The 22,418-nt window shown below is 72.4% G+C and carries 18 protein-coding genes; 8 read left to right on the plus strand and 10 right to left on the minus strand.

Translation table 11 applies throughout. The annotated features are described in order from the left end of the window. Positions 1 to 34 precede the first annotated feature (34 nt). The gene (locus tag ACGF5U_RS31790; protein ID WP_392718862.1) at positions 35 to 694 is read right to left on the minus strand and encodes a TetR family transcriptional regulator; all 660 of its coding nucleotides are present in this window, start codon (positions 692 to 694) and stop codon (positions 35 to 37) included. A 140-nt stretch (positions 695 to 834) separates the two neighbouring features. On the opposite strand from ACGF5U_RS31790, the gene ACGF5U_RS31795 reads away from it, so the two are divergent. Then, on the plus strand, positions 835 to 2,076 hold the full coding sequence (locus ACGF5U_RS31795; protein ID WP_392718859.1) for an acyl-CoA dehydrogenase family protein: 1,242 nt from the start codon (positions 835 to 837) through the stop codon (positions 2,074 to 2,076). Between the two features lie 101 nt (positions 2,077 to 2,177). On the opposite strand, the gene ACGF5U_RS31800 is transcribed toward ACGF5U_RS31795, so the two are convergent. The 5 genes from ACGF5U_RS31800 to ACGF5U_RS31820 all read right to left on the minus strand — a co-directional run bounded on the left by ACGF5U_RS31800 (position 2,178) and on the right by ACGF5U_RS31820 (position 9,126). Then, positions 2,178 to 3,116 carry a carbohydrate ABC transporter permease gene (locus ACGF5U_RS31800; RefSeq protein WP_392718857.1) on the minus strand — a complete coding sequence of 313 codons (939 nt, stop codon included), beginning with the start codon at positions 3,114 to 3,116 and terminating at the stop codon, positions 2,178 to 2,180. After that, positions 3,113 to 4,459 carry a carbohydrate ABC transporter permease gene (locus ACGF5U_RS31805; RefSeq protein ID WP_392718855.1) on the minus strand — a complete coding sequence of 449 codons (1,347 nt, stop codon included), beginning with the start codon at positions 4,457 to 4,459 and terminating at the stop codon, positions 3,113 to 3,115. Before ACGF5U_RS31805 ends, ACGF5U_RS31800 begins: the two co-directional genes overlap by 4 nt. Before the next feature lie 13 nt (positions 4,460 to 4,472). Continuing rightward, positions 4,473 to 5,849: an ABC transporter substrate-binding protein gene (locus tag ACGF5U_RS31810; protein ID WP_392718853.1), complete on the minus strand. Its 1,377-nt coding sequence runs from the start codon at positions 5,847 to 5,849 to the stop codon at positions 4,473 to 4,475. A gap of 17 nt (positions 5,850 to 5,866) precedes the next feature. Continuing rightward, positions 5,867 to 7,540, minus strand: coding sequence for a glycoside hydrolase family 13 protein (locus tag ACGF5U_RS31815; protein ID WP_392718851.1), 1,674 nt, complete (start codon positions 7,538 to 7,540; stop codon positions 5,867 to 5,869). Between the two features lie 314 nt (positions 7,541 to 7,854). After that, a complete protein-coding gene (locus ACGF5U_RS31820) occupies positions 7,855 to 9,126 on the minus strand; it encodes an ABC transporter substrate-binding protein (protein WP_392718849.1) in 1,272 nt (423 codons plus the stop codon). A gap of 160 nt (positions 9,127 to 9,286) precedes the next feature. On the opposite strand from ACGF5U_RS31820, the gene ACGF5U_RS31825 reads away from it, so the two are divergent. Genes ACGF5U_RS31825 through ACGF5U_RS31835 form a run of 3 tightly spaced genes read left to right on the plus strand, consistent with a single transcriptional unit; the run spans position 9,287 to position 13,010 of the window. Further along, on the plus strand, positions 9,287 to 9,811 hold the full coding sequence (locus ACGF5U_RS31825; RefSeq protein ID WP_392718847.1) for a PadR family transcriptional regulator: 525 nt from the start codon (positions 9,287 to 9,289) through the stop codon (positions 9,809 to 9,811). Further along, the gene (locus tag ACGF5U_RS31830) at positions 9,808 to 10,707 is read left to right on the plus strand and encodes an ABC transporter ATP-binding protein (RefSeq protein ID WP_392718845.1); all 900 of its coding nucleotides are present in this window, start codon (positions 9,808 to 9,810) and stop codon (positions 10,705 to 10,707) included. Before ACGF5U_RS31825 ends, ACGF5U_RS31830 begins: the two co-directional genes overlap by 4 nt. 2 nt (positions 10,708 to 10,709) lie before the next feature. After that, on the plus strand, positions 10,710 to 13,010 hold the full coding sequence (locus ACGF5U_RS31835; RefSeq protein WP_392718843.1) for an FtsX-like permease family protein: 2,301 nt from the start codon (positions 10,710 to 10,712) through the stop codon (positions 13,008 to 13,010). 168 nt (positions 13,011 to 13,178) lie between these two features. Here ACGF5U_RS31835 and ACGF5U_RS31840 read toward each other — a convergent pair whose 3' ends face one another. Next, positions 13,179 to 13,664 (minus strand): glutathione peroxidase, encoded by a 486-nt coding sequence (locus ACGF5U_RS31840; RefSeq protein ID WP_392718841.1) that lies wholly within the window; start codon positions 13,662 to 13,664, stop codon positions 13,179 to 13,181. Positions 13,665 to 13,726: 62 nt separating this feature from the next. On the opposite strand from ACGF5U_RS31840, the gene ACGF5U_RS31845 reads away from it, so the two are divergent. Beyond that, complete coding sequence (locus ACGF5U_RS31845) at positions 13,727 to 13,942, plus strand: DUF6011 domain-containing protein (protein WP_392718839.1); 216 nt, start codon at positions 13,727 to 13,729, stop codon at positions 13,940 to 13,942. A gap of 67 nt (positions 13,943 to 14,009) precedes the next feature. On the opposite strand, the gene ACGF5U_RS31850 is transcribed toward ACGF5U_RS31845, so the two are convergent. Beyond that, positions 14,010 to 14,471 (minus strand): VOC family protein, encoded by a 462-nt coding sequence (locus ACGF5U_RS31850; RefSeq protein ID WP_392718835.1) that lies wholly within the window; start codon positions 14,469 to 14,471, stop codon positions 14,010 to 14,012. 195 nt (positions 14,472 to 14,666) lie between these two features. Between ACGF5U_RS31850 and ACGF5U_RS31855 the strand changes: the two genes are divergently transcribed. Then, a complete protein-coding gene (locus ACGF5U_RS31855; RefSeq protein WP_392718833.1) occupies positions 14,667 to 15,689 on the plus strand; it encodes a helix-turn-helix transcriptional regulator in 1,023 nt (340 codons plus the stop codon). A 9-nt stretch (positions 15,690 to 15,698) separates the two neighbouring features. Here ACGF5U_RS31855 and ACGF5U_RS31860 read toward each other — a convergent pair whose 3' ends face one another. Further along, positions 15,699 to 16,574, minus strand: a complete 876-nt coding sequence (locus tag ACGF5U_RS31860; RefSeq protein ID WP_392718831.1) for an acyl-CoA thioesterase — start codon at positions 16,572 to 16,574, stop codon at positions 15,699 to 15,701. 125 nt (positions 16,575 to 16,699) lie between these two features. After that, complete coding sequence (locus ACGF5U_RS31865) at positions 16,700 to 19,213, minus strand: DEAD/DEAH box helicase (protein WP_392718829.1); 2,514 nt, start codon at positions 19,211 to 19,213, stop codon at positions 16,700 to 16,702. Between the two features lie 161 nt (positions 19,214 to 19,374). On the opposite strand from ACGF5U_RS31865, the gene ACGF5U_RS31870 reads away from it, so the two are divergent. Next, positions 19,375 to 20,166: a metal-dependent hydrolase gene (locus tag ACGF5U_RS31870; RefSeq protein WP_392718827.1), complete on the plus strand. Its 792-nt coding sequence runs from the start codon at positions 19,375 to 19,377 to the stop codon at positions 20,164 to 20,166. Between the two features lie 92 nt (positions 20,167 to 20,258). Further along, a complete protein-coding gene (locus ACGF5U_RS31875; protein WP_392718825.1) occupies positions 20,259 to 22,310 on the plus strand; it encodes a flavin monoamine oxidase family protein in 2,052 nt (683 codons plus the stop codon). Positions 22,311 to 22,418 lie beyond the last annotated feature (108 nt).

Here is a 22,418-nt window from a genome sequence, read left to right on the forward strand (position 1 = left end):
TGACCCGCGTCAACAACGCTCCGGGGCGAAACACCTAGAAGCCGGGGCCGCCCACGCGGTCGTCCACCTCGCCGAGCCGGCCCCACAGGAGATCCGCCAGGCCCTCCACCAACTCGGCGCGGGTGCAGGGGCGTTCGCCGAGCCACCAGTCGCCCGCCGCGTGCATCATGCCGACGATGCCGTGACCCCACACGCGGGACAGGGCGGGGCCGGCCGGGCCGAGGTCGATGCGCTCGGCGATGACGTCGGCGAGCTCCTCGCCCATGCGGCGCAGCAGCGGCGCGGAGTGCCGGCCGATGTCGAAGCCCTGCTCGGTCTGCTGCTCGGTCGGCTGGCCGGACTCCTCGGCGGGGTGCATCAGGAACCGGTACACCTGCGGGCGCGCCTCGATGGCCGCGAGATAGGTGTCGAGGGTGGCCACGACCCGCTGTCTGCGTTCGGCGGGCGCGTCGAGGGCGGCGCGCAGCGCGGCGAGGAGCGCGTCGGTGTGGCGGGTGGCGAGCGCGCGGTAGAGGCCGCCCTTGTCGCCGAAGTGCCGGTAGAGAATGGGCTTGGTGATGCCCGCCTCGGCGGCGATCGCGTTCATGGACGCCTGCGGCCCGTCGCGGAGGACCACCCGGTCGGCGGCCTCGAGCAGTTCGCGTCGCCGCTGTTCGGCCGACTTCTGCTGCTCGCTCCGGTGTGTGGTCTCCATAGCGCGTCTCCCCGCCCGTCGATGTCCTGAGGCCTGCGCAACGTAACACCCGTGTCGGCATCGCTGCCGGTTGACAGGTACTACCAACCGGTAACAGACTGCGGGTTACCGTAAGTAACAGGGTAGTGCCGGGAGGGAACATGGCCGAGTTCACGCTCGAGCTCAACGACGACCAGAAGCAGGTACGCGACTGGCTGCACGGATTCGCCAGGGACGTGATGCGACCGGCCGCCGCCGAGTGGGACGAGCGTGAGGAGACCCCCTGGCCGATCATCCAGGAAGCCGCCAAGGTCGGCATCTACTCCCTGGACTTCTACGCCCAGCAGTTCTTCGACCCGACCGGCCTCGGCATCCCGGTGGCCATGGAGGAACTGTTCTGGGGCGACGCGGGTATCGCCCTGTCCATCGTGGGCACCGGCCTCGCCGCCGTCGGAGTCCTCGCCAACGGGACCGAGGAGCAGATCGGCACCTGGATCCCCCAGATGTACGGCGACGCGGACGACGTGAAGGTCGCCGCCTTCTGCTCGTCCGAGCCCGACGCCGGCTCGGACGTCGCCGCCATGCGTACCCGCGCCGTGTACGACGAGGCGTCGGACGAGTGGGTGCTCGACGGCACCAAGACCTGGGCGACCAACGGCGGAATCGCCAACGTCCATGTCGTCGTCGCCGTGGTCGACCCCGAGCTCGGCTCCAAGGGGCACGCCTCCTTCATCGTGCCGCCCGGCACCCCCGGCCTGTCCCAGGGGCAGAAGTTCAAGAAGCACGGCATCCGCGCCTCGCACACGGCGGAGGTCGTACTCGACGGCGTACGCGTCCCCGGCTCCTGCCTTCTCGGCGGCAAGGAGAAGCTGGACGAGCGTCTCGCCCGCGCCCGTGAGAAGGCCAGGAGCGAGGCCGGGAGGGACGGCGGCGAGCGCGTGAAGAACGCCGCCATGGCCACCTTCGAGGCGTCCCGCCCGGCGGTCGGCGCCATGGCGGTCGGCACGGCCCGCGCCGCGTACGAGGTCGCCCTCGACTACGCGAAGACCCGGCGGCAGTTCGGCCGCCCGATCATCGACAACCAGGGCGTCGCCTTCCAGCTCGCCGACGCCCGCACCCAGATCGACGCGGCCCGCCTGCTGGTGTGGCGCGCCTCCTGGATGGCGACCACCGGCAAGCCGTTCACCTCCGCCGAGGGCTCCATGTCCAAGCTGTACGCCAGCGAGGTCGCCAAGAAGGTCACGGCGCAGGCCGTCCAGATCCTCGGCGGCAACGGCTTCACCCGCGAGTACCCGGTGGAGCGCATGCACCGCGACGCGGCCATCTACACCATTTTCGAAGGCACCAGCGAGATCCAGCGCCTCGTCATCGCCCGCACCCTCTCCGGCATGCCGATCCGCTGACGCCGACCGGGCCGGCCGACGCCTGGCCGACCGGCCCAGGGCCGTGACCCGGGCGGATCCGCCCGGCCGCACCTCCACGCGTGCGGCCGGGCACCCCGGTGTCACTTCACCGAGCCGGCCATCACCCCCTGGACGAAGTGGCGCTGGAACGCCAGGAACACCACCACCGGCACCACCAGGGACAGGAACGCACCCGGTGCCAGGACGTCGATGTTGCTGCCGAACTGCCGCACCTGCGACTGGAGTTCCACGGTCAGCGGCTGGGACGACGAGTCCGCGAAGAGCAGCGCCACCAGCATGTCGTTCCACACCCACAGGAACTGGAAGATGGCCAGACTGGCGATGGCGGGACGGCCCACCGGCAGCACCAGCCGGGTGAAGATCCGCCACTCGCCGCCGCCGTCCATCCGCGCGGCCTCCAGCATCTCCCGGGGCATCTCCGCGAAGTAGTTGCGCAACAGGAAGATGGCGAACGGCAGCCCGTACGCGACATGGAAGAGCACCACGCCCGGGATCGTGCCGAACAGACCGAGCTGGCCGAAGAGCTTCGCCACCGGCAGCAGACCCACCTGCACGGGCACCACGAGCATCGCCACCACCAGCAGGAACAGCCAGTCCCGGCCCGGGAACTCCAGCCAGGCGAAGGCGTATCCGGCCAGCGCCGCGATGACGACGACGAGGACGGTCGTCGGCACCGAGATCAGCACGGTGTTCCAGAACGCCCGCGTCATACCCGTGTTGGACAGCAGCGCCGTGTAGTTGTCGAGGGACAGCTGCCCCGGATCGGTGAGCGCCGTCCACCAGCCGCTCGCCGCGCTGTCCTGCGCGGACCGCAACGACGACAGCAGCAGCCCGGCCACCGGGGTGATCCAGACGAGCCCCACGACCAGCAGGAACGCCTGGACGAGACCGTTGCCGAGCCAGCGGCGCAGCCGCCGCCGCGCCGCGCCGGGACGGGGCGCGGCGGCGGACCGCCGCTGCCCGGTGCTCCCGGCGGACCCGGCCGTCTTCTTCACGGGGGCGGTGGCGGTGGCGCTCATGACTGGCTCCTGCGGAAGCGGCGGACGTTGAAGACCATGGCGGGGATGACCAGCAGCAGGAGCAGGACGCCCAGCGCGCTGCCGAGGCCCTGGTTGTTGCCGCCGCCGAACGACACCAGCCACATCTGCGTCGCCAGGACCGTGGCGTCCTGCTGCACCGGTCCCGGCGCGATGATGTAGATGAGGTCGAAGACCTTCATCACATTGATCACCAGCGTGACGAAGACCACGGTCAGCACCGGCGCCAGCAGCGGCACGGTGATCCGGCGGAAGACCTGCCACTCGCTCGCCCCGTCGATCCTGGCCGCCTCCAGCGCGTCCCTCGGCAGCGCGGACAGGCCCGCGCCGATCAGGACCATCGCGAAACCGGTCCAGATCCACAGGTACGCCCCGATGATCGCCGGGGTCACCAGCGCCGGCCCGAGCCAGGACACGCCCTCGTACGGCGGGGCGAAGTTCGCCGCGGGCAGCCGCACCCCGTACGACCCGTCCTCCAGGCCGTCGAAGCGGTACGAGCCGTCCGCCGCCGTGGTGGTCGCGGCCACCGTCGCGCCGTCGCGCACCGCCTCGACGGTCATCCCCGGCAGCCCCCGCTCGGCCGCGTCGACCTCCCCGGGGCGGCCTCCGCCGCCGGGCGTGAAGTCCAGCCAGACGACACCGCGCAGCTCACCGGCTGCCGCCGTGGCCCCGGCCGCCCCGGCGGCGGGCCGGGCGTCCTCGGGTACCTCCTTCGGGGGCACCCCGACCAGACCGAGGTTCACCACCCGCCCGGGTGACACGTCCCCGGCCGTGCCGTAGGAACCGTCGGCCGCCTTCCGCAGCCCCTGGCCGTCCCGGATGCGGGCCGCCGGATACGACGAGGCGTCCGTGAACGCGTCGTGCACCCCGACCACCGCCGCGTTGAGCACGCCCTTGTCGGGATCGTCCTCGTAGGCGAGCCGGAAGATGATGCCCGCGGCGAGGAACGACACCGCCATCGGCAGGAACAGCAGCAGCTTGAACGCCGACGCCCAGCGGATCTTCTCCACGAGCACGGCGAGGATCAGCCCGAGACCGGTGAGCAGCGTCGGCGCGACGACCACCCAGACGGCACTGTTGCGGATGGCCTGGAGCGTCGCCGGGTCGCGGAACATCTCCGTGTAGTTGCCGCCCCCGACGAAGCGGGTGCCGGACGCGTCGAAGAAGCTGCGCCCGACCGAGAACACCACGGGATACACGACGAGCGCGCCGAGCAGCAGCAGCGCGGGCAGGACGAAGGCGACGGCGATGATGCGCCGGCGCCGCCCGGCGCGGCGCCGCGAGTCCGCGGCACCGCGCCGGGCGGTATGGATGGCTGTGGTCATGACCGGTGCCGCCTCAGCCCTTGTTCGCCGCGTACGCCTTGGCCGCCGCGGCCTCCAGCGCGGCCGCCGTGGCGGCCGGGTCCGACGGGTCGCGCAGGAAGTCCTGCAGGAGCTTCCACTCGCCCGCGCCCTTCGTGCCGCCGAACGCGGCCGGGGCCTGGTCCGACATGTCGAAGCGGACCGTGTCCCCGGCGTCGATCAGCGACTTGGCGGTCTGCCGGGTGGTGTCGTCCCCGTACGCGCCGAGGTCCAGCGCCTTGTTCGGCGACAGGAAGCCGCCCGCCCCGGCCCACACGGCGGCCGCCTCCGGCGTCGCCAGGAACTCCAGGAACGCCATCGCCGCCGCCTGGTTCTTGCCGTCCTTCAGGACGACGGCCGCGTCGCCGCCGCTGACCACCGGGGCCTTGCCGCCCCCGACCGCGGGGAACGGGAAGAACCGGGCGTCCTCGCCGATCTTCCGGCCGAGCTGGTCCTTGGCGATACCGGCGACGAAGTCGCCCTCGTACACCATGCCGGCGCGCGGCTCCGGACCGAAGACCCGCTCCACGGAGCCGGGGAAGTCGGTGCCGAGGGCCCCCTTGCGGCCGCCCTCGATCAGCTTCTCGTCCTTGAAGAGCTCGCCGAGGGTGGTCAGCGCCTTCACCACGGTCGGGTCGGTCCACTTGATCTCGTGCTTGGCGAGCTGGTCGTACTTCTCCGGTCCGGCCTGGGAGAGGTAGATGTTCTCGAACCAGTCGGTGAGCGTCCAGCCGTCCTCACCGGCGACGGAGAAGGCGGGCAGACCCGAGTCGGCCACGGTGCGCCCGGCGGTCAGCATCTCCTCGTACGTCTTCGGCGGCTGCACACCGGCCTGTTCGAAGGCGTCCGGGCTGTACCAGACGGTCGACTTGTGGGCGGCCTTGAAGTACAGGCCGTACAGCTTGCCGTCGACCGTGCCGTAGTTCTTCCAGACGGGCGCGAAGCCGGCGTCGACGGACTTCTCGGTGGCGGCGGACAGCGGCTTGAGCCAGTTCTGCTTCGCGAACTGCTGGAGGACGCCGACCTGCGGCACCATCACCACGTCGGGCGCGTTGCCGCCCTCGATCTTGCTGCCGACGACCGTGGAGACGTTGTCGCCGGTCGAGACGTACTGGGCCCGCGCACCGGTCTTCTCCGTGAACGCGTCCAGCACCTTCTGGAAGTTCTTCTGCTCGGCCCCCGACCAGACGGCCGCCACGTTGATCAGCTGGCCGGAGAACTTCTTGTCACCGCCCGCGGCGGTCTTCACCGGGTCGCCGCCGCAGGCGGTCGCGCCCAGGGAGAGGGCCAGCACCGAGCCGCAGACGGCCGTGAAGCGCCGTACCGTACGGGCCGAGCGTGCCGGACGTCCTGGTATCCGTCGTCCCATCATGGTCTTGTCCTCCGGGTTCACTGGTGGGATGTGGTCAGGTCGCTGATCCACCACGCGGCGGTGGATCCGGGGAGCAGATCGGCGGGACAGGGCCCGCTCGACAGCAGGAGCGCACCCGGGACCGGGGCCGGCACCGGATCGGTGCCGAAGTTCACGGCGCAGACGAGTCCCTCGCCGCGCACGAAGGCGAGGACACCGGGCGGGGTCTCCAGCCAGCGGAGCGTGCCCTCGCCCAACTGGGGCAGACCGCTGCGGAGTTGCAGGCCCTCGCGGTACAGGTGCCAGAACGACCGGGTGTCCGCGAGGGCACGCTCGGTGGCGTGCTCGGCGAACCAGCGCGGCTGCGGCAGCCACGGCCTGGCGGCCTCGGCGCCTGAGCTGAAGCCGAACGGCGAGGCGTGCCCGGACCAGGGCAGCGGCACCCGGCAGCCGTCGCGGATGCGGGCCCTGCTGCCGGTGCGGCGGAAGATCGGGTCGGTGAGGACGTCGTCGGGCAGGTCCACGACCTCGGGCAGCCCCAGCTCCTCGCCCTGGTAGATGTACGCGGCGCCGGGCAGCGCCAGCATCAGCAGCGCGGCGGCGCGGGCGCGGGCGGCGCCGATGCCGCTGCCCTCGGTGCCGGACTCCCCGTAGCGGGTGACGGTGCGCACCTGGTCGTGGTTGTTGAGCACCCAGGTGACGCTGGAGCCGGTGCCCGCGATGTCGCGGATCGCCTCGTCGATGACGCCGCGGAAGGCGGCCGCGTCCCAGGGCGCGCCGAGCAGGTCGAAGAAGAACGCCTGGTGCAGTTCGTCGGGGCGTACGTACAGGGCGTGCTCGCGGGCGGTGGGTACGGAGACCTCGCCGACCAGCAGCCGCTCACGGCCGTCCCGGGCGGTGTACTCCTCGCACACCTTCCGCCACTGGCGCCACACGTCGTGCACCTCGGGCTGGTTCCAGGCGAGCGGGTTCACCGAGTCGCGGGTGCGGGCGTCGGCCTCCGGGTCGGGGGAGTCCGGCAGGTCCGGGTGCTTGAACAGGCCGGCCGCCACGTCGATCCGGAACCCGTCCACGCCCCGGTCGAGCCAGAACCGCAGGACCTCGTCGAAGTGGGCGGCGACCTCGGGGTTGCGCCAGTTCAGATCCGGCTGCTCGGGGGTGAACATGTGCAGGTACCACTGGCCGGGCGTGCCGTCGGGCTCGGTCACCCGGGTCCAGGCGGGCCCGCCGAACATCGCGTGCCAGTTGTTCGGCGGCACGTCACCGCCGGGGCCCCGCCCCTCGGCGAAGTGGAACCGGGCGCGCGCCTCGCTGTCCCGCCCGGAGGCGAGCGCGTCGCGGAACCACGCGTGCTCGCTCGAGCAGTGGTTCGGCACGATGTCCAGCAGCACCTTGATGCCGAGCCGGTGGGCGTCGGTGACCAGCAGACCGAACTCGGCGAGGTCGCCGTAGACCGGGTCCACATCGCAGTAGTCGGCCACGTCGTACCCGTGGTCGTGCTGGGGCGACGGGTAGAAGGGGCTCAGCCAGACGCCGTCCACGCCCAGCTTCTTCAGGTACGGCAGCCCGGCGCGGACGCCGGCCAGATCGCCGATCCCGTCGCCGGTGCTGTCGAGGAAGCTGCGGACGTACACCTGGTAGATCACCGCGTCGCGCCACCAGGGGTGCGAGAGGCGGTGGGAGAGGCCGTCGTCGGCCGGGGCTGTGAGCATCACCCGTTGACCTGTTTCTGCGTGAAGGGGTGCACACCGCTCGAAGGAGCAGCGGTTATGCATGCATGTTAGGTACGCGTGTCGAACAGGTGTCAACGGCTGTGCGTAAAACTCAAGGAAGTTGGGCGTTTTGTCCGGATATGCCCGCACGGAGGTGACGGTGAAGTGGCCGCCGCGCGACCATGGCGGTACCTAACCGTTAGGCAATGAGTGGGATCGCCGGGAAGGGTGGGGCGCCCGAGCGGAACGGAACGCCCCGGAAGGGCGGGGCGCTACGGTCGAACCCGGCGCCCGGCGCCCGGCCGGAACGGACGTCAGCGGCGCCGCGCCACCGCGTCAAGCTCACGCGCCAGCCGCCGCACGGCGGCCTCCGGCGACTGGTGCTGCGCCATCGCGTCATGGACGACCGCCTGCACCACCAGGCTGACCTGCTCGTACCGCGGGCTCTTGGGGCGCGGTCCCGCCGACAGCACGCTCGTGCGCAGCGTCGGCAGATACGGGTACGCGCGCACCAGCGCCGGATCCTCGTACAGCGCCGCCCGTACCGGCGGCAGCGAGCCCTCCGTGAGCACCTCGCGCTGCACCGGGTCACTGGTCAGATACGCGATCAGATCGCTCGCCGACTCCGGATGCCGCGCCCGCGTGCTGACCGCCAGGTTCGACCCGCCGAGCACACTCGTGCCGGGCCCGGCCGGCCCGGGCAGCGGCACCGTGCCGAACCGCCCGGCGACCTTCGACCCGGGGCCGGACGCGCCCGCGTACGCGTATGGCCAGTTCCGCAGGAAGAGCAGCCTGCCGTCGGTGAACGCCTGCCGGGACTCCTCCTCCTTGTACGCCAGGGCCTCGCGCGGAATCCAGCCGTCCCGCACGCCGCGCGCCAGGAAACCGATGCCCGCGCGCGCGGCCGCCGAGTCCACGGCGACCCGCTCGCCCTCGTCGCCGAGGATCGCGCCGCCCGCCGAATGGACGGCCTCGGCCGCGTTCACGGTCAGCCCCTCGTACGGGAGGAACTGGCCCGCGTACCCGTGCAGCCCGTACTTCGGGGCGATCGTCCGCGCCTGCCGCTCCAGCTCCGCCCAGGTCCTGGGCGGCCGCTCGCCCTCCCGCTCCAGGACGTCCTTGCGGTAGAAGAGCATCCCGGCGTTGGTCACGTAGGGGACGGCGTACAGCTTCCCGTCGTACGTCGCCGTGTCGACCACCGGCGGCAGGAAGCTCTCCAGCGGGAACCGCGACCGCTCCAGCGGTGCGATCCACCCGGCCGCCGCGAACTCCGACGTCCACGCGACGTCGATGTTGAGGATGTCGAACCGGCCGTCGCCCGAGCGGAGATCGGTGATCATCTGGGCGCGGGTCTCGTCGGCGGAGTCCGGCAGCTCCACGAGCGTGACCCTCTCCGCCGGCCGCTCGCGGTTCCAGCCCTCCAGCAGGGGGCCGAGGTAGCCGGTGAGATCACCGGCCGTCGCCAGGGTCATGGGCCCGCGGCCGTCCGCCCCCGTTTCGCCCGCCGGAGCCCCGGAGGCCACATGCCCCGCCATAACGACCGCCGCGATGAGCAGGCCCCTACCGGCGGCACGTATCCACCGCATAGGTTCCTCCCTGTACACCGGCGCCCGACCACTTCGTCGGATCAGGGGCATGTATACCCGTTAGGCATGGGCGATACTAGGGCCTACGGCACATCGAGGCCGGACAGCAACCCGGGCAAGCGGTACAGCGGCACAGAGCGTCGAAGGAGGAGAGCCACGCGTGCGCCTCCAGCTCCTCGCGCTCCTGGCCAAGGGTCCCGCCCACGGCTACGAGCTCAAGCAGGACCTTGAGCAACTGCTGGGTGCCGCGTACCCTCAGCCCAACGTCGGCCAGATCTATGTGACCCTCGGCCGCCTGGAGAAGTCCGGACTGATCGAAGGCGAAGAGGTCGCCCAGTCGAGCCGGCCCAACAAGAAGATCTACCGCCTCACCGACGCCGGGCACGAGGCGCTGCGGGCCTGGTTCGACGAGACCACGGAGGAGCCGCGGGTACGGGACGAGTTCTTCATGAAGCTCGCCCTCGCACCGCGCACCGGACTCGCCGACCAGATAGCCCTCATCAACAAACAGCGACGCGAGTACCTCAACACCATGCGCAACCTGTCCAAGCTGGCCGCCACCGAGAACCGGGACAACCGCGTCGCCCATCTGCTGATCGAGGGCGCCATGCTCCACCTCCAGGCCGACCTGGACTGGCTGGAGCGCTGCCAGGAGGAACTCGAAGGGCTGGAGGAGCCGGGATGAGCGACACCGCCGACACCAGCGGCACCCCTGCCGACACCAGCGGCACCCCTGCCGACACCAGCGGTACCGGTGAAGCAGGCACCAGCGGCACCCCCGCCGGTACCCCCGCCGGCATCGCCACCGGTGACACCGGCAGCACCGGGGTCGCCGGCGCCACCGCCCCGCCGCTTCTGCACGCCGAGGGCCTCGTCAAGACGCACCACGGCGAAGGCGCCCCCGCCCACGCCGTACGCGGTGTGGACCTCACCGTGCGGCGCGGCGAGTTCGTGGCCGTCACCGGGCCCTCCGGCGCCGGCAAATCGACCCTGCTGCACCTGCTCGGCGGGCTCCAGCGCCCCGACAGCGGCACCATCCGGCTCGACGGCGAATCCACCGACTCCTGGAACGAGGCCCGCTGGGCAGTCGAGCGGCGCCGCCGCATCGGCATCGTCTTCCAGTTCTTCAACCTCGTCTCCAACCTCACCGTCGCCGACAACGTCGAGCTCCCCGCCCTGCTCGCCGGTACCCCGCCCAAGCAGGCCCGAGCCGAGCGCGAGAAGCTCCTCGCCGAACTCGGCCTCGACGGCAAGGCCCGCAGCATGCCCGGCGAGCTCTCCGGCGGCGAACAGCAGCGCGTCGCCCTCGCCCGCGCCCTCGTCAACCAGCCGCGGCTGCTGCTGGCCGACGAGCCCGCAGGCAGCCTCGACAGCAAGGGCACCCGCGAGGTCATGCGGCTGCTGACCCGCTTCCACGGACGCGGCCAGACGATCGTGCTCGTCACCCATGACGCACGGCTCGCCAGCGCGGCCGACCGGGTCATCAGCTTCTTCGACGGCCGGATATCCGACGACGCCGAACTCGGCGGCACACCCCGGCGCGGCACCGGCCTCGCCGGCGTCGTCGAACTGAAGGACTGACCGTGCGGGCGATGCTGCGCTGGGCGCACGCCGATCTGCGGACCCACCGCGGCGAGGCGCTGTTCATCATCTCCGCCACCGCCGGCATCGTGGCGTCCCTGCTGCTCGCGGCCGCGCTCTTCGGCTACGCCACCAACCCCTGGCAGCGCGTCTTCGCCCAGACCAACGGCGCACACGTCTGGATCCACACCGGACCTGGCGCCGACCCCGCCCGGCTCGCCGCGCTCGACGGCGTCACCGACGTCTCCGGGCCCTACCGCACCGCCGCCGTCACCGTCGCCTCGCGCGGCGCACGCGCCGGTGCCGAACTCCGCGCCACCGGCCCCCGCCCGCCGGCCACCGGCCGCCCGCACCTCACCGACGGGCGCTGGCTCGACCCGGGCGTCCCCGACGGCGTCGTCCTGGAGAGCAGCCTCGCCCGCGCCCTGTGGGCCGCCCCCGGCGACACCCTCACGCTGCCCGGCACCCGGCGCACCCTCACCGTTCTCGGCGTCGCCGACAGCGCCGAACCCCGCTACCGCCCCGGCGAGCGGTCCGGCACCGTCTGGGCACTCCCGGGAGCCGTACGCGCCGAAGGCGGCGACCGCCCCGGCCATGTCGTCGGACTGCGGCTCACCGACCCCGACGACACCGGGTACGCCGTCCAGCGCGCCGTCACCACCCTCGGCGCGGGCGCCGTCACCCAGGTCTCCAGCTGGCAGCAGGCCCGCGCCGAGGCACAGGGCGACACCCGGCTGCTCGGCCAGGTACTCGGCCTGTTCGGGGTCGGCGCGCTGATCGCCGCCGCGCTCGCCGTCTTCGGCGCGATCAGCACCCGCGTGCGCGGCCACCTCAAGGACATCTCCGTCCTGAAGGCCATCGGCTTCACCCCCGGCCAGGTCGTACGGATCTTCCTCGTCCAGCACCTCGCGTTCGCCGCGCTCGGCGCCGCCCTCGCCACCGCGCTCACCCAGGCGCTCGGCAGCCGTATCCCCGGGCGGCTCGGCGAGGCCGTCGGCGTGTGGCAGGGGCTGCCGGGTCACACGGCGGCGCTGCTCGCGATACCGGTCGCCGCCGTCGTGTTCATCGGCGCCACCACCTGTCTCGCCGCCTGGCGGGCCGGCCGCGTCCCGCCCGTGCCCGTCGGGCCCGCCGCGGCCGTCCCCGGGCGGGGCCTGTCGGGGCCCGCGCGGGCGGCGCTCGGACGGCGCGGCGTCCCGCCCGCCCTGGTCCTCGGCTGGCACCGGGCGTTCACGCGAGGCCGCCACGCCCCGGGCACCGTCGTCCGGCTGGCGCTGCCCCTGCTGCTGATCACCGTCGCGCTCGGCGCGTGGACCACCATCGAACGCTTCGACAGCCGGCCCCAGCAGCTCGGCCTCGCCGCCGCGCTCACCGCCCGCGCCGACGCCGCGCTGCCCGACGGCGAGGCCCGTGCCCTGCTCGAAGCCCACCCGCGGGTCGTGGCGGCACACCCGGGCCTGGAGGCCGCCGCCCTCGTCCCCGGCCAGACCGGCACCATCGCCCTGCGGGGCCTCGGCACCCGCGACGAGCCCTACCCGTACGCCGTCGCCGAGGGCCGGCCCGCCGCCGGCCCCGACGAGGCGGTCGCCGGACAGGGGCTGCTCGACCTGCTCGGGGTGGGCGTCGGCGACTGGGTCCGCGTCACAGTCGGCGGGCACCCGCAGGTCCTGCACATCGTCGGCCGCAACATCGAGCCCGAGAACGGCGGCCGGACCATCTCCACGTCGCTGGACACCCTCCGCGAGAACGACCCCGCCCTGCGGCCCACCCTCTACCAGGTGCGCCTGGCCGCCGACGCGGACCCGGCCGCCGTCCGCGCCGAGCTCGCCGACGCCTCCGCCGGCCGCCTCGACATCCACGAGGTCACCAGCCCCGCCGACCGGCTGTCCTCGCTGCGCGGCGTGGTCGCCGGGCTGATCGCCGTCCTCGCCCTGATCGGGCTCACCGAACTGTCCACGGCGATCGGCGGCACCGTACGCGACGGCGAACGCGACCTGCTCGCCCTGAAGGCGATCGGCCTGTCGCCCCGGCAGATCACCGCCGTGACGGTGACCGCCGTGGGCTGCACCGCGCTCGCCGCCGCCCTCGCCGGTACCGCCCTCGGCGTTCCGCTCGCCCGGTGGCTGATCGACCACGAGGGCCGCTCCAGCGGCATCGGCGCCGGCATCGCCCACACCCCGCCGCCGGAGCACCTGCTCGCGCTGGTCGTGGCTGCGGTGCTCGGCGCCGCCGCCCTCGCCGCCCTCCCCGCCGCCCGAGCCGCCCGCCGCCGCCTCGCCGACACCCTCAGCGCGGTCACCTGACCCGCGGAACGAGGCCGAGTCGATCGCCCGGAGGCCGGCGCGGGCCTGTGGTCCGCGTGCCCGAACCCCTGAGATCCCTCAGCCTCTGAACACCCTGAGCCGCTGGGAGCCCTGAGGGCCTTGTGGCGCCCCCGGAGATCCCCCAGCCCGCCCCCGGAGACGTCACGCTCAGGCGCCGAGCAGCGCCTCTATCGCCGTGACGATCTCCGGCGCCTCCGGCTCGGTGGCCGGGCGGAACCGGGTGACCTCGCCCTGCGGCGAGATGAGGAACTTCTCGAAGTTCCACTGGACGTCGCCTGCCTGGCCCTCCGCGTCGCTCGTCTTCGTCAGCTCCGCGTACAGCGGGTGGCGGTCGTCGCCGTTCACCTCGGTCTTCTCCAGCAGCGGGAACGACACCCCGTAGGTGGTCGAGCAGAATGTCTGGATCTCCTCGGCCGTGCCGGGCTCCTGCCCGAGGAACTGGTTGCAGGGGACGCCCAGCACGGTGAAGCCGCGGTCGCCGTAGCTCCGCTGGAGCCGCTCCAGCCCCTCGTACTGCGGGGTCAGACCGCACTTCGACGCCACGTTCACCACCAGGACCGCCTTGTCCCGGTAGTCGGCCAGGCTCGCCGGCGCGCCGGACAGGGTGCGCAGCGGAATGTCGTACAGGCTCATCAACGGCTCCTCGTCGTCATACTGTTCGACCACAGGGTAGACAGGTCGAGGAACAGGAACACGTGAACGATCAGCCACTTCCCGGCTCCGACCCCGCGCCGCCCCGGGAACGGGGGGCGCGTCCCGTGTGGTGCCGGCTCTGCGGACGTCCGCTGACCGGGACGGAGTCCCGCCGTTCCGGGCTCGGCCCGTCCTGCGACGCCAAACTCCACCCGCCGGGCCCCGACATCAGGACCCGGCGCCACGATGTCGCCCAGGAACCGCTGCCCGGCCTGTAACCGGCCGCCCGTGCCCACCGCGACCGCGGCCGAGCGGCGACGGTGAAGCGACCGCGGCCGAGTCGCGTCAGTCCAGGCAGAACTCGTTGCCCTCGGGGTCGGTCATCACGATGAAGCCCTCGCTCATCGGGGGAGCGGGCTCGTGGCGACGTACCCGCGACGCTCCCAGCGCGACCAGCCGGGCGCACTCGGCCTCCAGTGCCGCCATCCGCTCCTCTCCCCGCAGCCCGGGAGCCGCACGGACGTCGAGGTGGACGCGGTTCTTGGCGACCTTGTCCTCCGGCACCCGCTGGAAGAACAGCCGCGGGCCGTGCCCGTCCGGGTCCTCGATGGCGGATCGTGTGTCGCGCTGCTCCTCCGGTACGCCGACGCGCGCGAGGAAGTCGTCCCACGCGGCCAGCGGGTCGGCTCCCTCGGGCAGGTCGACTCCGGGCGGGCCGGGGTGGACGTAGCCCAGGACGTCACGCCAGAAGGACGAGAGCGCCCGCGGGCCGTGGGCGTCGAAGGTGACCTGGAAATGGCGGCTCATCGGTGTGCTCCGTTCGTAGCGGGTGTCGTGTGCGGGCAGCGGTCGCGGCCGCGGTCGCGCGGCGGGCAGGGCCCGGACGGGTGGGGATCCGCTCGCGGTGCGTGCGAAGTTCCCCGCGATCGCGTTCCCATCCCTGGAGTCACCCTGACACCGCAGGCGGACAGAATCGGTCCGCCATCTGGCATGGTGGGTGGCATGGACGTCGCGAGCGGTGGTGACCTGGGGACGACGGAGCGGGTGCTCACCCTGCTCGGGCTGCTCCAGCAGCGGGTCTGGACCGGCCCCGAGCTCGCCGCCCGGCTCGGGGTCACACCGCGCACGGTACGGCGCGATGTCGAGCGGCTGCGCACGCTCGGCTATCCCGTACACGCGGGCCAGGGCGTCGGCGGCGGCTACCGGCTCGGCCCCGGGCAGGACCTGCCGCCGCTGCTCCTCGACGACGAGGAGGCGATCGCCACCGCCGCCTCGCTGCTCGCCGGCGCCGGTGGCGCGGTCGCCGGCGCGGGCGACGCGGCGCTCCGGGCGCTGACCAAACTCGACCGGGTGCTGCCCACCCGGCTGCGGCACGAGGTGCGTGCGCTCGCCGGCTCGGTGGAGTTCTTCCGCGGAGGCCGTACGCCGGTCGACCCCGAGGTGCTCGTGACGCTGGCCAGGGCCTGCCGCGACGAGGTCGAGGCCGGCTTCGACTACCCGTCCGGGCGCGAGGTGCGACGGCGGCGGGTCGAGCCCTACCGCCTGGTCGCCTCAGACCGGCGCTGGTACCTCCTCGCCTACGACCTCGATCGCGACGACTGGCGCAGCTTCCGCATCGACCGGATGGCAGAGGTGTCCGCACGGACCTGGCGCTACCGCCCGCGCGCGGTGCCCGACGCCGCGGCGTACGTGCAGGAGGGTGTGGCGAGCCGGGCCTACCCGCACCAGGCGCGCTTCCTGGTGCACGCGCCGGCCGACACGGTACGCGCGCAGGTCCCGGCGTCGGCCGCCGTCGTACGACCACGAGGGCGCGAGCGCTGCGAGGTGCTCAGCGGCGCCGACAGCCTGGACTTCCTGCTCATGCATGTGCTCCTGCTGGGGCACGACTTCGAGGTGCTCGACCCTCCGGAGCTCGGGACGCGCTGTCGCGCGCTGGCGGAGAGACTGCTGTCGGCCGGTGCGACGAGCGCACCGGCCGGGCGCGGTGCGGACGGCGTCGAGCCCAGTCCGAGTGAGGCCCCCTAGGGAGGCCCCCTAGCCCCCCAGCTTGCGGAACAGGCCCTCCTGAACCACGGACACCAGCAGGTTGCCCGCCCGGTCGTAGATCCGGCCGCGTGCCAGACCGCGCCCGCCCGTCGCGATCGGCGACTCCTGGTCGTACAGGAACCACTCGTCGGTACGGAAAGGGCGGTGGAACCACATCGCGTGGTCCAGGGACGCCATGTCGAAGCCGCGCGGTCCCCACAGCGGTTCGACCGGGATGCGCACCGCGTCCAGCAGGGTCATGTCGGAGGCGTACGTCAGCGCGCACGTGTGCACGAGCGGGTCGTCGCCCAGCGGGCCCACGGCGCGCATCCACACCGCGCTGCGCGGGTCGGCGTCCCTGATCTCCTCCCGCGTCCAGCGCAGCCGGTCCACGTACCGGATGTCGAACGGCTGGCGCCGGGCCATCCGCTCCAGCGCCTCGGGCAGCGCGCCCAGGTGTTCGCGGATCTCGTCCGCCACCGACGGCAGCGACTCCGGCTCGGGGAAGTCCAGGCGCGGCGGCAGCTGGTGCTCGAAGCCCGCCTCCTCCGGCTGGTGGAAGGAGGCCGTCAGGTTGAAGATCGTCTTGCCCTGCTGGATGGCGGTGACCCGCCGGGTGGTGAACGACCGCCCGTCCCGGACGCGCTCCACCTGGTACACGATCGGCACCCCGGGGATCCCCGGACGCAGGAAGTACGCGTGCAGCGAGTGCACCGGCCGGTCGCCCCCGGTGGTGCGCCCTGCCGCCACGAGCGCCTGGCCGGCGACCTGGCCGCCGAAGACCCGCTGCAGCGACTCCTGCGGCGAGCGTCCGCGGAAGATGTTGACCTCGATCTGCTCCAGGTCCAGCAGGTCGACGAGTCTCTCGGCGGGATTCGTGGTCATGGGGGAGTCCTTTCGCGAACGAGCGGGCGGTCGGTTCACAACGAGCGGGCGGTCGGACGACCACCCGCGGCCGGTCCGTCCGGGTCCGCCACGCGCGGGCGCGGGGCGGACCCGGCGGCGGTCCCTCAGAACGGGCCGACGTGCGTGACGCGGACGATCGCGCGGCCCTCCTCGTCGGACGCGGCCAGGTCGACCTCCGCGCTGATGCCCCAGTCATGGTCGCCGTTCGGGTCGGCGAAGGTCTGCCGGACGCGCCACAGCCCGTGCTCCGGCTCCTCCTCGATGGACAGCAGCTTCGGCCCGCGCGCGTCCGGTCCTGTGCCGAGGTCCTCGTACTCGTCCCAGTACTTGTCCATCGCCTCCGCCCACGCGTCCTCGTCCCACCCGGAATCGCCGTCCAGTTCGCCCAGCTCCGCCAGCTGGTCGAGGGCGGCGAGCTCCACCCGGCGGAACATCGCGTTCCTGACAAGGACCCGGAAGGCGCGCGCGTTGGCGGTGACCGGCTTGACCTGGTCGGCCTTCTCCTGCGCCTCCTCGGCGGTCTCCACCTCCGGGTTGGCCAGCTGCTCCCACTCGTCCAGCAGACTGGAGTCGACCTGGCGCACCATCTCGCCCAGCCAGGCGATCAGGTCCTGGAGGTCCTCGGTCTTCAGGTCGTCGGGGATGGTGTGGTCCAGCGCCTTGTACGCGCTCGCGAGGTACCGCAGCACGATGCCCTCGGTGCGGGCGAGCTCGTAGAAGGAGGTGAACTCGGTGAACGACAGCGCCCGTTCGTACATGTCGCGGATCACGGACTTCGGCGAGACCGGGTGGTCGCTGACCCACGGGTGGCTCTTGCGGTACAGGTTGTAGGCGTGCCACAGCAGCTCTTCCAGCGGCTTGGGGTACGACACGTCCTGGAGCCGCTCCATGCGCTCCTCGTACTCGACGCCGTCGGACTTCATGGCGGCGACGGCCTCGCCGCGCGCCTTGTTCTGCTGCGCGGCCAGGATCTGCCGCGGGTCGTCCAGCGTGGACTCCACGACGGAGACCATGTCCAGGGCGTACGAGGGGGACTCCGGGTCCAGCAGCTCGAAGGCGGCGAGCGCGAAGGTGGACAGCGGCTGGTTCAGCGCGAAGTCCTGCTGGAGGTCGACGGTCAGCCGGATGGTGCGGCCCTCGGCGTCCGGCTCGTCCAGCCGCTCGACGATGCCGCCGTCGAGCAGTGAGCGGTAGATCGCGATGGCGCGGCGGATGTGGCGCAGCTGGTTCCTGCGCGGCTCGTGGTTGTCCTCCAGGAGGCGGCGCATCGCCGCGAAGGCGTCGCCGGGCCGGGCGATCACGGACAGCAGCATGGTGTGCGTGACCCGGAAGCGGGAGGTCAGCGGCTCCGGCTCGGAGGCGATCAGCTTCTCGAAGGTGTTCTCGGTCCAGCCGACGAAGCCCTCGGGCGCCTTCTTGCGGACCACCTTGCGGCGCTTCTTGGGGTCGTCTCCCGCCTTGGCGAGGGCCTTCTCGTTCTCGATGACGTGTTCGGGGGCCTGCGCGACGACGAATCCGGCCGTGTCGAAGCCGGCCCGTCCGGCGCGCCCGGCGATCTGGTGGAACTCCCGCGCCCGCAGCGTCCGCACCCGGTTGCCGTCGTACTTGGTGAGCGCCGTGAACAGCACCGTACGGATGGGGACGTTGACGCCGACGCCGAGGGTGTCCGTACCGCAGATCACCTTCAGCAGTCCGGCCTGCGCCAGCTTCTCCACCAGGCGCCGGTACTTCGGCAGCATGCCCGCGTGGTGCACGCCGATACCGTGCCGTACATAACGCGACAGGTTCTTGCCGAACTTGGTGGTGAACCGGAAGTTGCCGATCATCTCGGCGATCTGGTCCTTCTCCTCGCGCGAGCACATGTTGATGCTCATCAGCGACTGGGCGCGCTCGACGGCCGCCGCCTGCGTGAAGTGGACGATGTAGACCGGCGCCTGCTTGGTCTCCAGCAGCTCGGTCAGCGTCTCGGTGATGGGCGTGAGCCGGTACTCGTACGAGAGCGGGACCGGCCGTGTCGCCGAGCGGACCACCGACGTCGGGCGGCCCGTGCGCCGGGTGAGGTCCTTCTCGAACATCGACACGTCGCCGAGGGTCGCGGACATCAGGACGAACTGGGCCTGCGGCAGCTCGAGCAGCGGGATCTGCCACGCCCAGCCGCGGTCCTGCTCGGCGTAGAAGTGGAACTCGTCCATCACCACCTGGCCGATGTCGGCGTCCTTGCCGTCGCGCAGCGCGATCGACGCCAGTACCTCGGCCGTGCAGCAGATGACGGGCGCGTCGGCGTTGACCGAGGCGTCACCGGTCAGCATGCCGACGTTCTCCGTACCGAAGAGCTTGCACAGGTCGAAGAACTTCTCCGACACCAGCGCCTTGATCGGCGCCGTGTAGAAGGTGACCTGGTCATGGGCGAGCGCCGTGAAGTGCGCACCCGCCGCCACCAGGCTCTTTCCGGAGCCCGTCGGGGTGGAGAGGATCACGTTGGCCCCCGAGACCACCTCGATCAGCGCCTCCTCCTGGGCGGGGTAGAGCGTGATGCCACGGTCCTCGGCCCATGACGAGAAGGCCTCGAAGAGGGCATCGGGGTCGGCGTCCTGCGGCAGCTGATCGATAAGGGTCACGCACCCATCTTGCCTGGCTTCGGCCGGGAAGCGGGAACCGGCCATCGGCGCCAAGATCACGGGCGATACGCTGTGCCGTCAACTGGGGCCGACCGCATGTGCGATGGGCCACGTCCGGGCGTACCGGAACACACGACAAGATCACTGGGGCGGGCACGTACATGATGGGACCGGCACACTCTCTCTCCGGCGCGGCCGCGTGGCTGGGGGTGGGAGCCGCGACCGCGGCCGCCGGGCACCCGATGCCGTGGCCGGTTCTGGTCGTGGGGGCGCTGATCTGCGCGGGCGCCGCCCTCGCCCCCGACCTGGACCACAAGTCCGCGACCATCTCGCGCGCCTTCGGCCCCGTCTCGAAGTGGCTGTGCGAGGTCGTCGACAAACTCTCGTACGCCGTCTACAAGGCCACCCGGAAGCCGGCCGACCCGCGCAGGAGCGGTGGCCACCGGACCCTGACGCACACCTGGGTGTGGGCCGTGCTGATCGGCGCGGGCGCGTCCGGGCTCGCCGTCACCGGCGGCCGGTGGGCCGTCCTCGCGATCCTCTTCGTCCACCTGGTGCTGGCGGTGGAGGGCCTGCTGTGGCGGGCCGCCCGGATGTCCAGCGACATCCTGGTGTGGCTGCTCGGCGCCACCAGCGCCTGGATCCTCGCGGGCGTCCTCGACCAGCCGGGGAACGGCGCGGACTGGCTGTTCGGCGCGCCGGGGCAGGAGTACCTGTGGCTGGGGCTGCCGATCGTGCTCGGCGCGCTCGTGCACGACATCGGGGACGCGCTGACCGTGTCCGGGTGCCCGATCCTGTGGCCGATCCCGATCGGGCGCAAGCGCTGGTACCCGCTCGGCCCGCCGAAGGGCATGCGGTTCAAGGCGGGCAGCTGGGTGGAGCTGAGGGTTCTCATGCCGGTGTTCATGGTGCTCGGCGGCTTCGGCGGGGCGGCCGCGCTGAACTTCATCTGATCCGTTCGCCGGTTCCCCGCCGCCGGTTCCCGTTCGGGTGAATCGGCAGGTCGGCCCGGTCCCGGCCCTTTCATGATCCCGTTCTTCCGATCATGAAACCCTTAACCGATCAGGTTGACCTGACGCGCCGTCAATTCTCTTCCCGTGCCAGTGCGGTGGCCACCGCCGCCGCACTCGCCGCCGGCGCCTCCGTCACCGACGCGGCCGCCGCACCGGGCGCACCGGCCGCACCGGGCGCACCGGGAGCCGCTCCCGCCGCACCGGGCGCACCGGCCGCACCGGCCGCGCCGGGAGCCGCTCCCGCCGCCCCGGCCACCCGCTCACCACGCTCCACCGCCGACTGGGAGACCTGCCTCACCGTCGCCCGTGCCCTGCTCGTGCTCGACGCCGACGACAGGCCCCTCGTCCCGCACTACCGGAGGATCCTCCTCCGCGACGGGCTCCCCAGGCGCGCGGGCACACCCAGGAAGGTGCTGGTCCTCGGCGCGGGACCGGCCGGCATGGCCGCCGCGGCGCTGCTGAAACGAGCCGGGCACCACGTCACCGTGGTCGAGGCCAACGGCAACCGCGCGGGCGGCCGCATCAAGACCTTCCGCACCGGCGGCCATGAGAACGCCGAACAGCCGTTCGCCGACCCCAGGCAGTACGCCGAGGCGGGCGCCATGCGCATCCCCGGCAGCCACCCCCTGGTCATGGGCCTGATCGACAGCTTCGGCATCGAGCGCCGGCCCTTCCGCCACATCGACACGGACACCGACGGCAAGCCCGCGTACCGCACCTGGATCCGCGTCAACGGCATCCGGGCCCGCCGCGCCGACTACGCCAGGAACCCCCGGGCGGTCAACCGCTCCTTCGGCGTCCCGAAGAAGTACGAGGACGTCCCGGCGTCGGAGATCGTCCGCCGGGTCCTCGACCCCGTCCGCGACGAGTTCAGCACCCGCCGCCCCGACGGCAGCCGCGTCGACAAGCCGATGCCCGAGCTCGTCGAGGGCTGGGCCCGGGTCGTGCGGCGCTTCGGCGACTGGTCGATGTACCGCTTCCTCACCGAGCACGCCCGTCTGGACGAGCGGACCATCGACCTCATCGGCACGCTGGAGAACATGACGTCCAGGCTGCCGCTGTCCTTCATGCACAGCTTCATCAGCGCGTCCCTCATCAGCCCCGGCACCGCGTTCTACGAGCTGACCGGCGGCACCGCGGTCCTCGCCGACGCCCTCCTCGACCAGGTGCGCGACGACGTCCGCTTCGACCGGCGGGTCACCCGCATCGAGACCGGCGGCCAGGGCGACGGCCGGGGCGTGGCCGTCGACACCGTCTCCGAGGGCCGCGACGGCAAGGTCGTCCGCGAACGGTTCACCGGCGACGCCGCCGTCGTCACCATCCCCTTCACCGGTCTGCGGCACGTCCAGATCGCCCCCCAGCTGTCGTACGAGAAGCGGCGCGCCCTCAGCGAGGTGCACTACGACAGCGCCACCAAGGTGCTCCTCGAATTCAGCCGCCGCTGGTGGGAGATGAGCGAGGACGACTGGCGCCGCGAACTCGACACCATCAGGCCCGGACTGTACGACTCCTACCGCAAGGGCGACGTCCGCGACGACGGGCGGCTCCTCGGCGCCCACCGCTCCGTCCCGCGCGGCCACCTCACGGAGTCCCAGCGCACCCACTACGCGGCGCACGCGTGGATCTCCCGCGACCAGCCGGAGGCCGCGCAGGTCATCGGCGGCGGCTCCGTGACCGACAACCCCAACCGGTTCATGTTCAACCCGTCGCACCCCGTACCCGGCAGCGCGGGCGGCGTCGTCCTCGCCTCGTACAGCTGGGCCGACGACGCCCGGCGCTGGGACTCCTACGACGACGAGGCCCGCTACGCCCTCGCCCTGCGCGGCATGCAGGAGGTGTACGGACGGCGCCTGGAGGTCTTCTTCACCGGCGTCGGCCGCACCCAGAGCTGGCAGCGCGACCCGTACGCCTACGGAGAGGCATCCGTGCTGCTGCCCGGCCAGCACACGGAACTCTTCCCCGACATGGGGAAGGCGGAGGGTCCGCTGCACTTCGCGGGCTGCCACACCTCGCTGAAACCCGCGTGGATCGAAGGGGCGCTGGAGTCCGCGGTCCGCGTGGCGCTCGAGGTCCACGGCGGCTGACCCACGGGGTGGGGGGGGGGGGGGGCCCGCCCCCCCCCCCCCCCCCCCCCCCCCCCCCCCCCCCCCCCCGCCGGGCGCCCGGGCCCCCCGGCCCCCCCCCCCCCCCCC

It is taken from the genome of Streptomyces sp. NPDC047886 (assembly GCF_043204435.1).
In the GTDB taxonomy this organism is placed as follows: domain Bacteria; phylum Actinomycetota; class Actinomycetes; order Streptomycetales; family Streptomycetaceae; genus Streptomyces.

What these genes read in the sequence shown, in the direction of transcription:
- ACGF5U_RS31815 (WP_392718851.1), bottom strand. Translation starts at nt 7,540, where the DNA reads ATGCTCACAGCCCCGGCCGACGACGGCCTCTCCCACCGCCTCTCGCAC.
- ACGF5U_RS31860 (WP_392718831.1), bottom strand. Translation starts at nt 16,574, where the DNA reads ATGACCACGAATCCCGCCGAGAGACTCGTCGACCTGCTGGACCTGGAG.
- ACGF5U_RS31820 (WP_392718849.1), bottom strand. Translation starts at nt 9,126, where the DNA reads ATGCGGTGGATACGTGCCGCCGGTAGGGGCCTGCTCATCGCGGCGGTC.
- ACGF5U_RS31870 (WP_392718827.1), top strand. Translation starts at nt 19,375, where the DNA reads ATGATGGGACCGGCACACTCTCTCTCCGGCGCGGCCGCGTGGCTGGGG.
- ACGF5U_RS31850 (WP_392718835.1), bottom strand. Translation starts at nt 14,471, where the DNA reads ATGAGCCGCCATTTCCAGGTCACCTTCGACGCCCACGGCCCGCGGGCG.
- ACGF5U_RS31810 (WP_392718853.1), bottom strand. Translation starts at nt 5,849, where the DNA reads ATGATGGGACGACGGATACCAGGACGTCCGGCACGCTCGGCCCGTACG.
- ACGF5U_RS31855 (WP_392718833.1), top strand. Translation starts at nt 14,667, where the DNA reads ATGGACGTCGCGAGCGGTGGTGACCTGGGGACGACGGAGCGGGTGCTC.
- ACGF5U_RS31840 (WP_392718841.1), bottom strand. Translation starts at nt 13,664, where the DNA reads ATGAGCCTGTACGACATTCCGCTGCGCACCCTGTCCGGCGCGCCGGCG.
- ACGF5U_RS31800 (WP_392718857.1), bottom strand. Translation starts at nt 3,116, where the DNA reads ATGAGCGCCACCGCCACCGCCCCCGTGAAGAAGACGGCCGGGTCCGCC.
- ACGF5U_RS31875 (WP_392718825.1), top strand. Translation starts at nt 20,259, where the DNA reads ATGAAACCCTTAACCGATCAGGTTGACCTGACGCGCCGTCAATTCTCT.
- ACGF5U_RS31795 (WP_392718859.1), top strand. Translation starts at nt 835, where the DNA reads ATGGCCGAGTTCACGCTCGAGCTCAACGACGACCAGAAGCAGGTACGC.
- ACGF5U_RS31830 (WP_392718845.1), top strand. Translation starts at nt 9,808, where the DNA reads ATGAGCGACACCGCCGACACCAGCGGCACCCCTGCCGACACCAGCGGC.
- ACGF5U_RS31790 (WP_392718862.1), bottom strand. Translation starts at nt 694, where the DNA reads ATGGAGACCACACACCGGAGCGAGCAGCAGAAGTCGGCCGAACAGCGG.
- ACGF5U_RS31805 (WP_392718855.1), bottom strand. Translation starts at nt 4,459, where the DNA reads ATGACCACAGCCATCCATACCGCCCGGCGCGGTGCCGCGGACTCGCGG.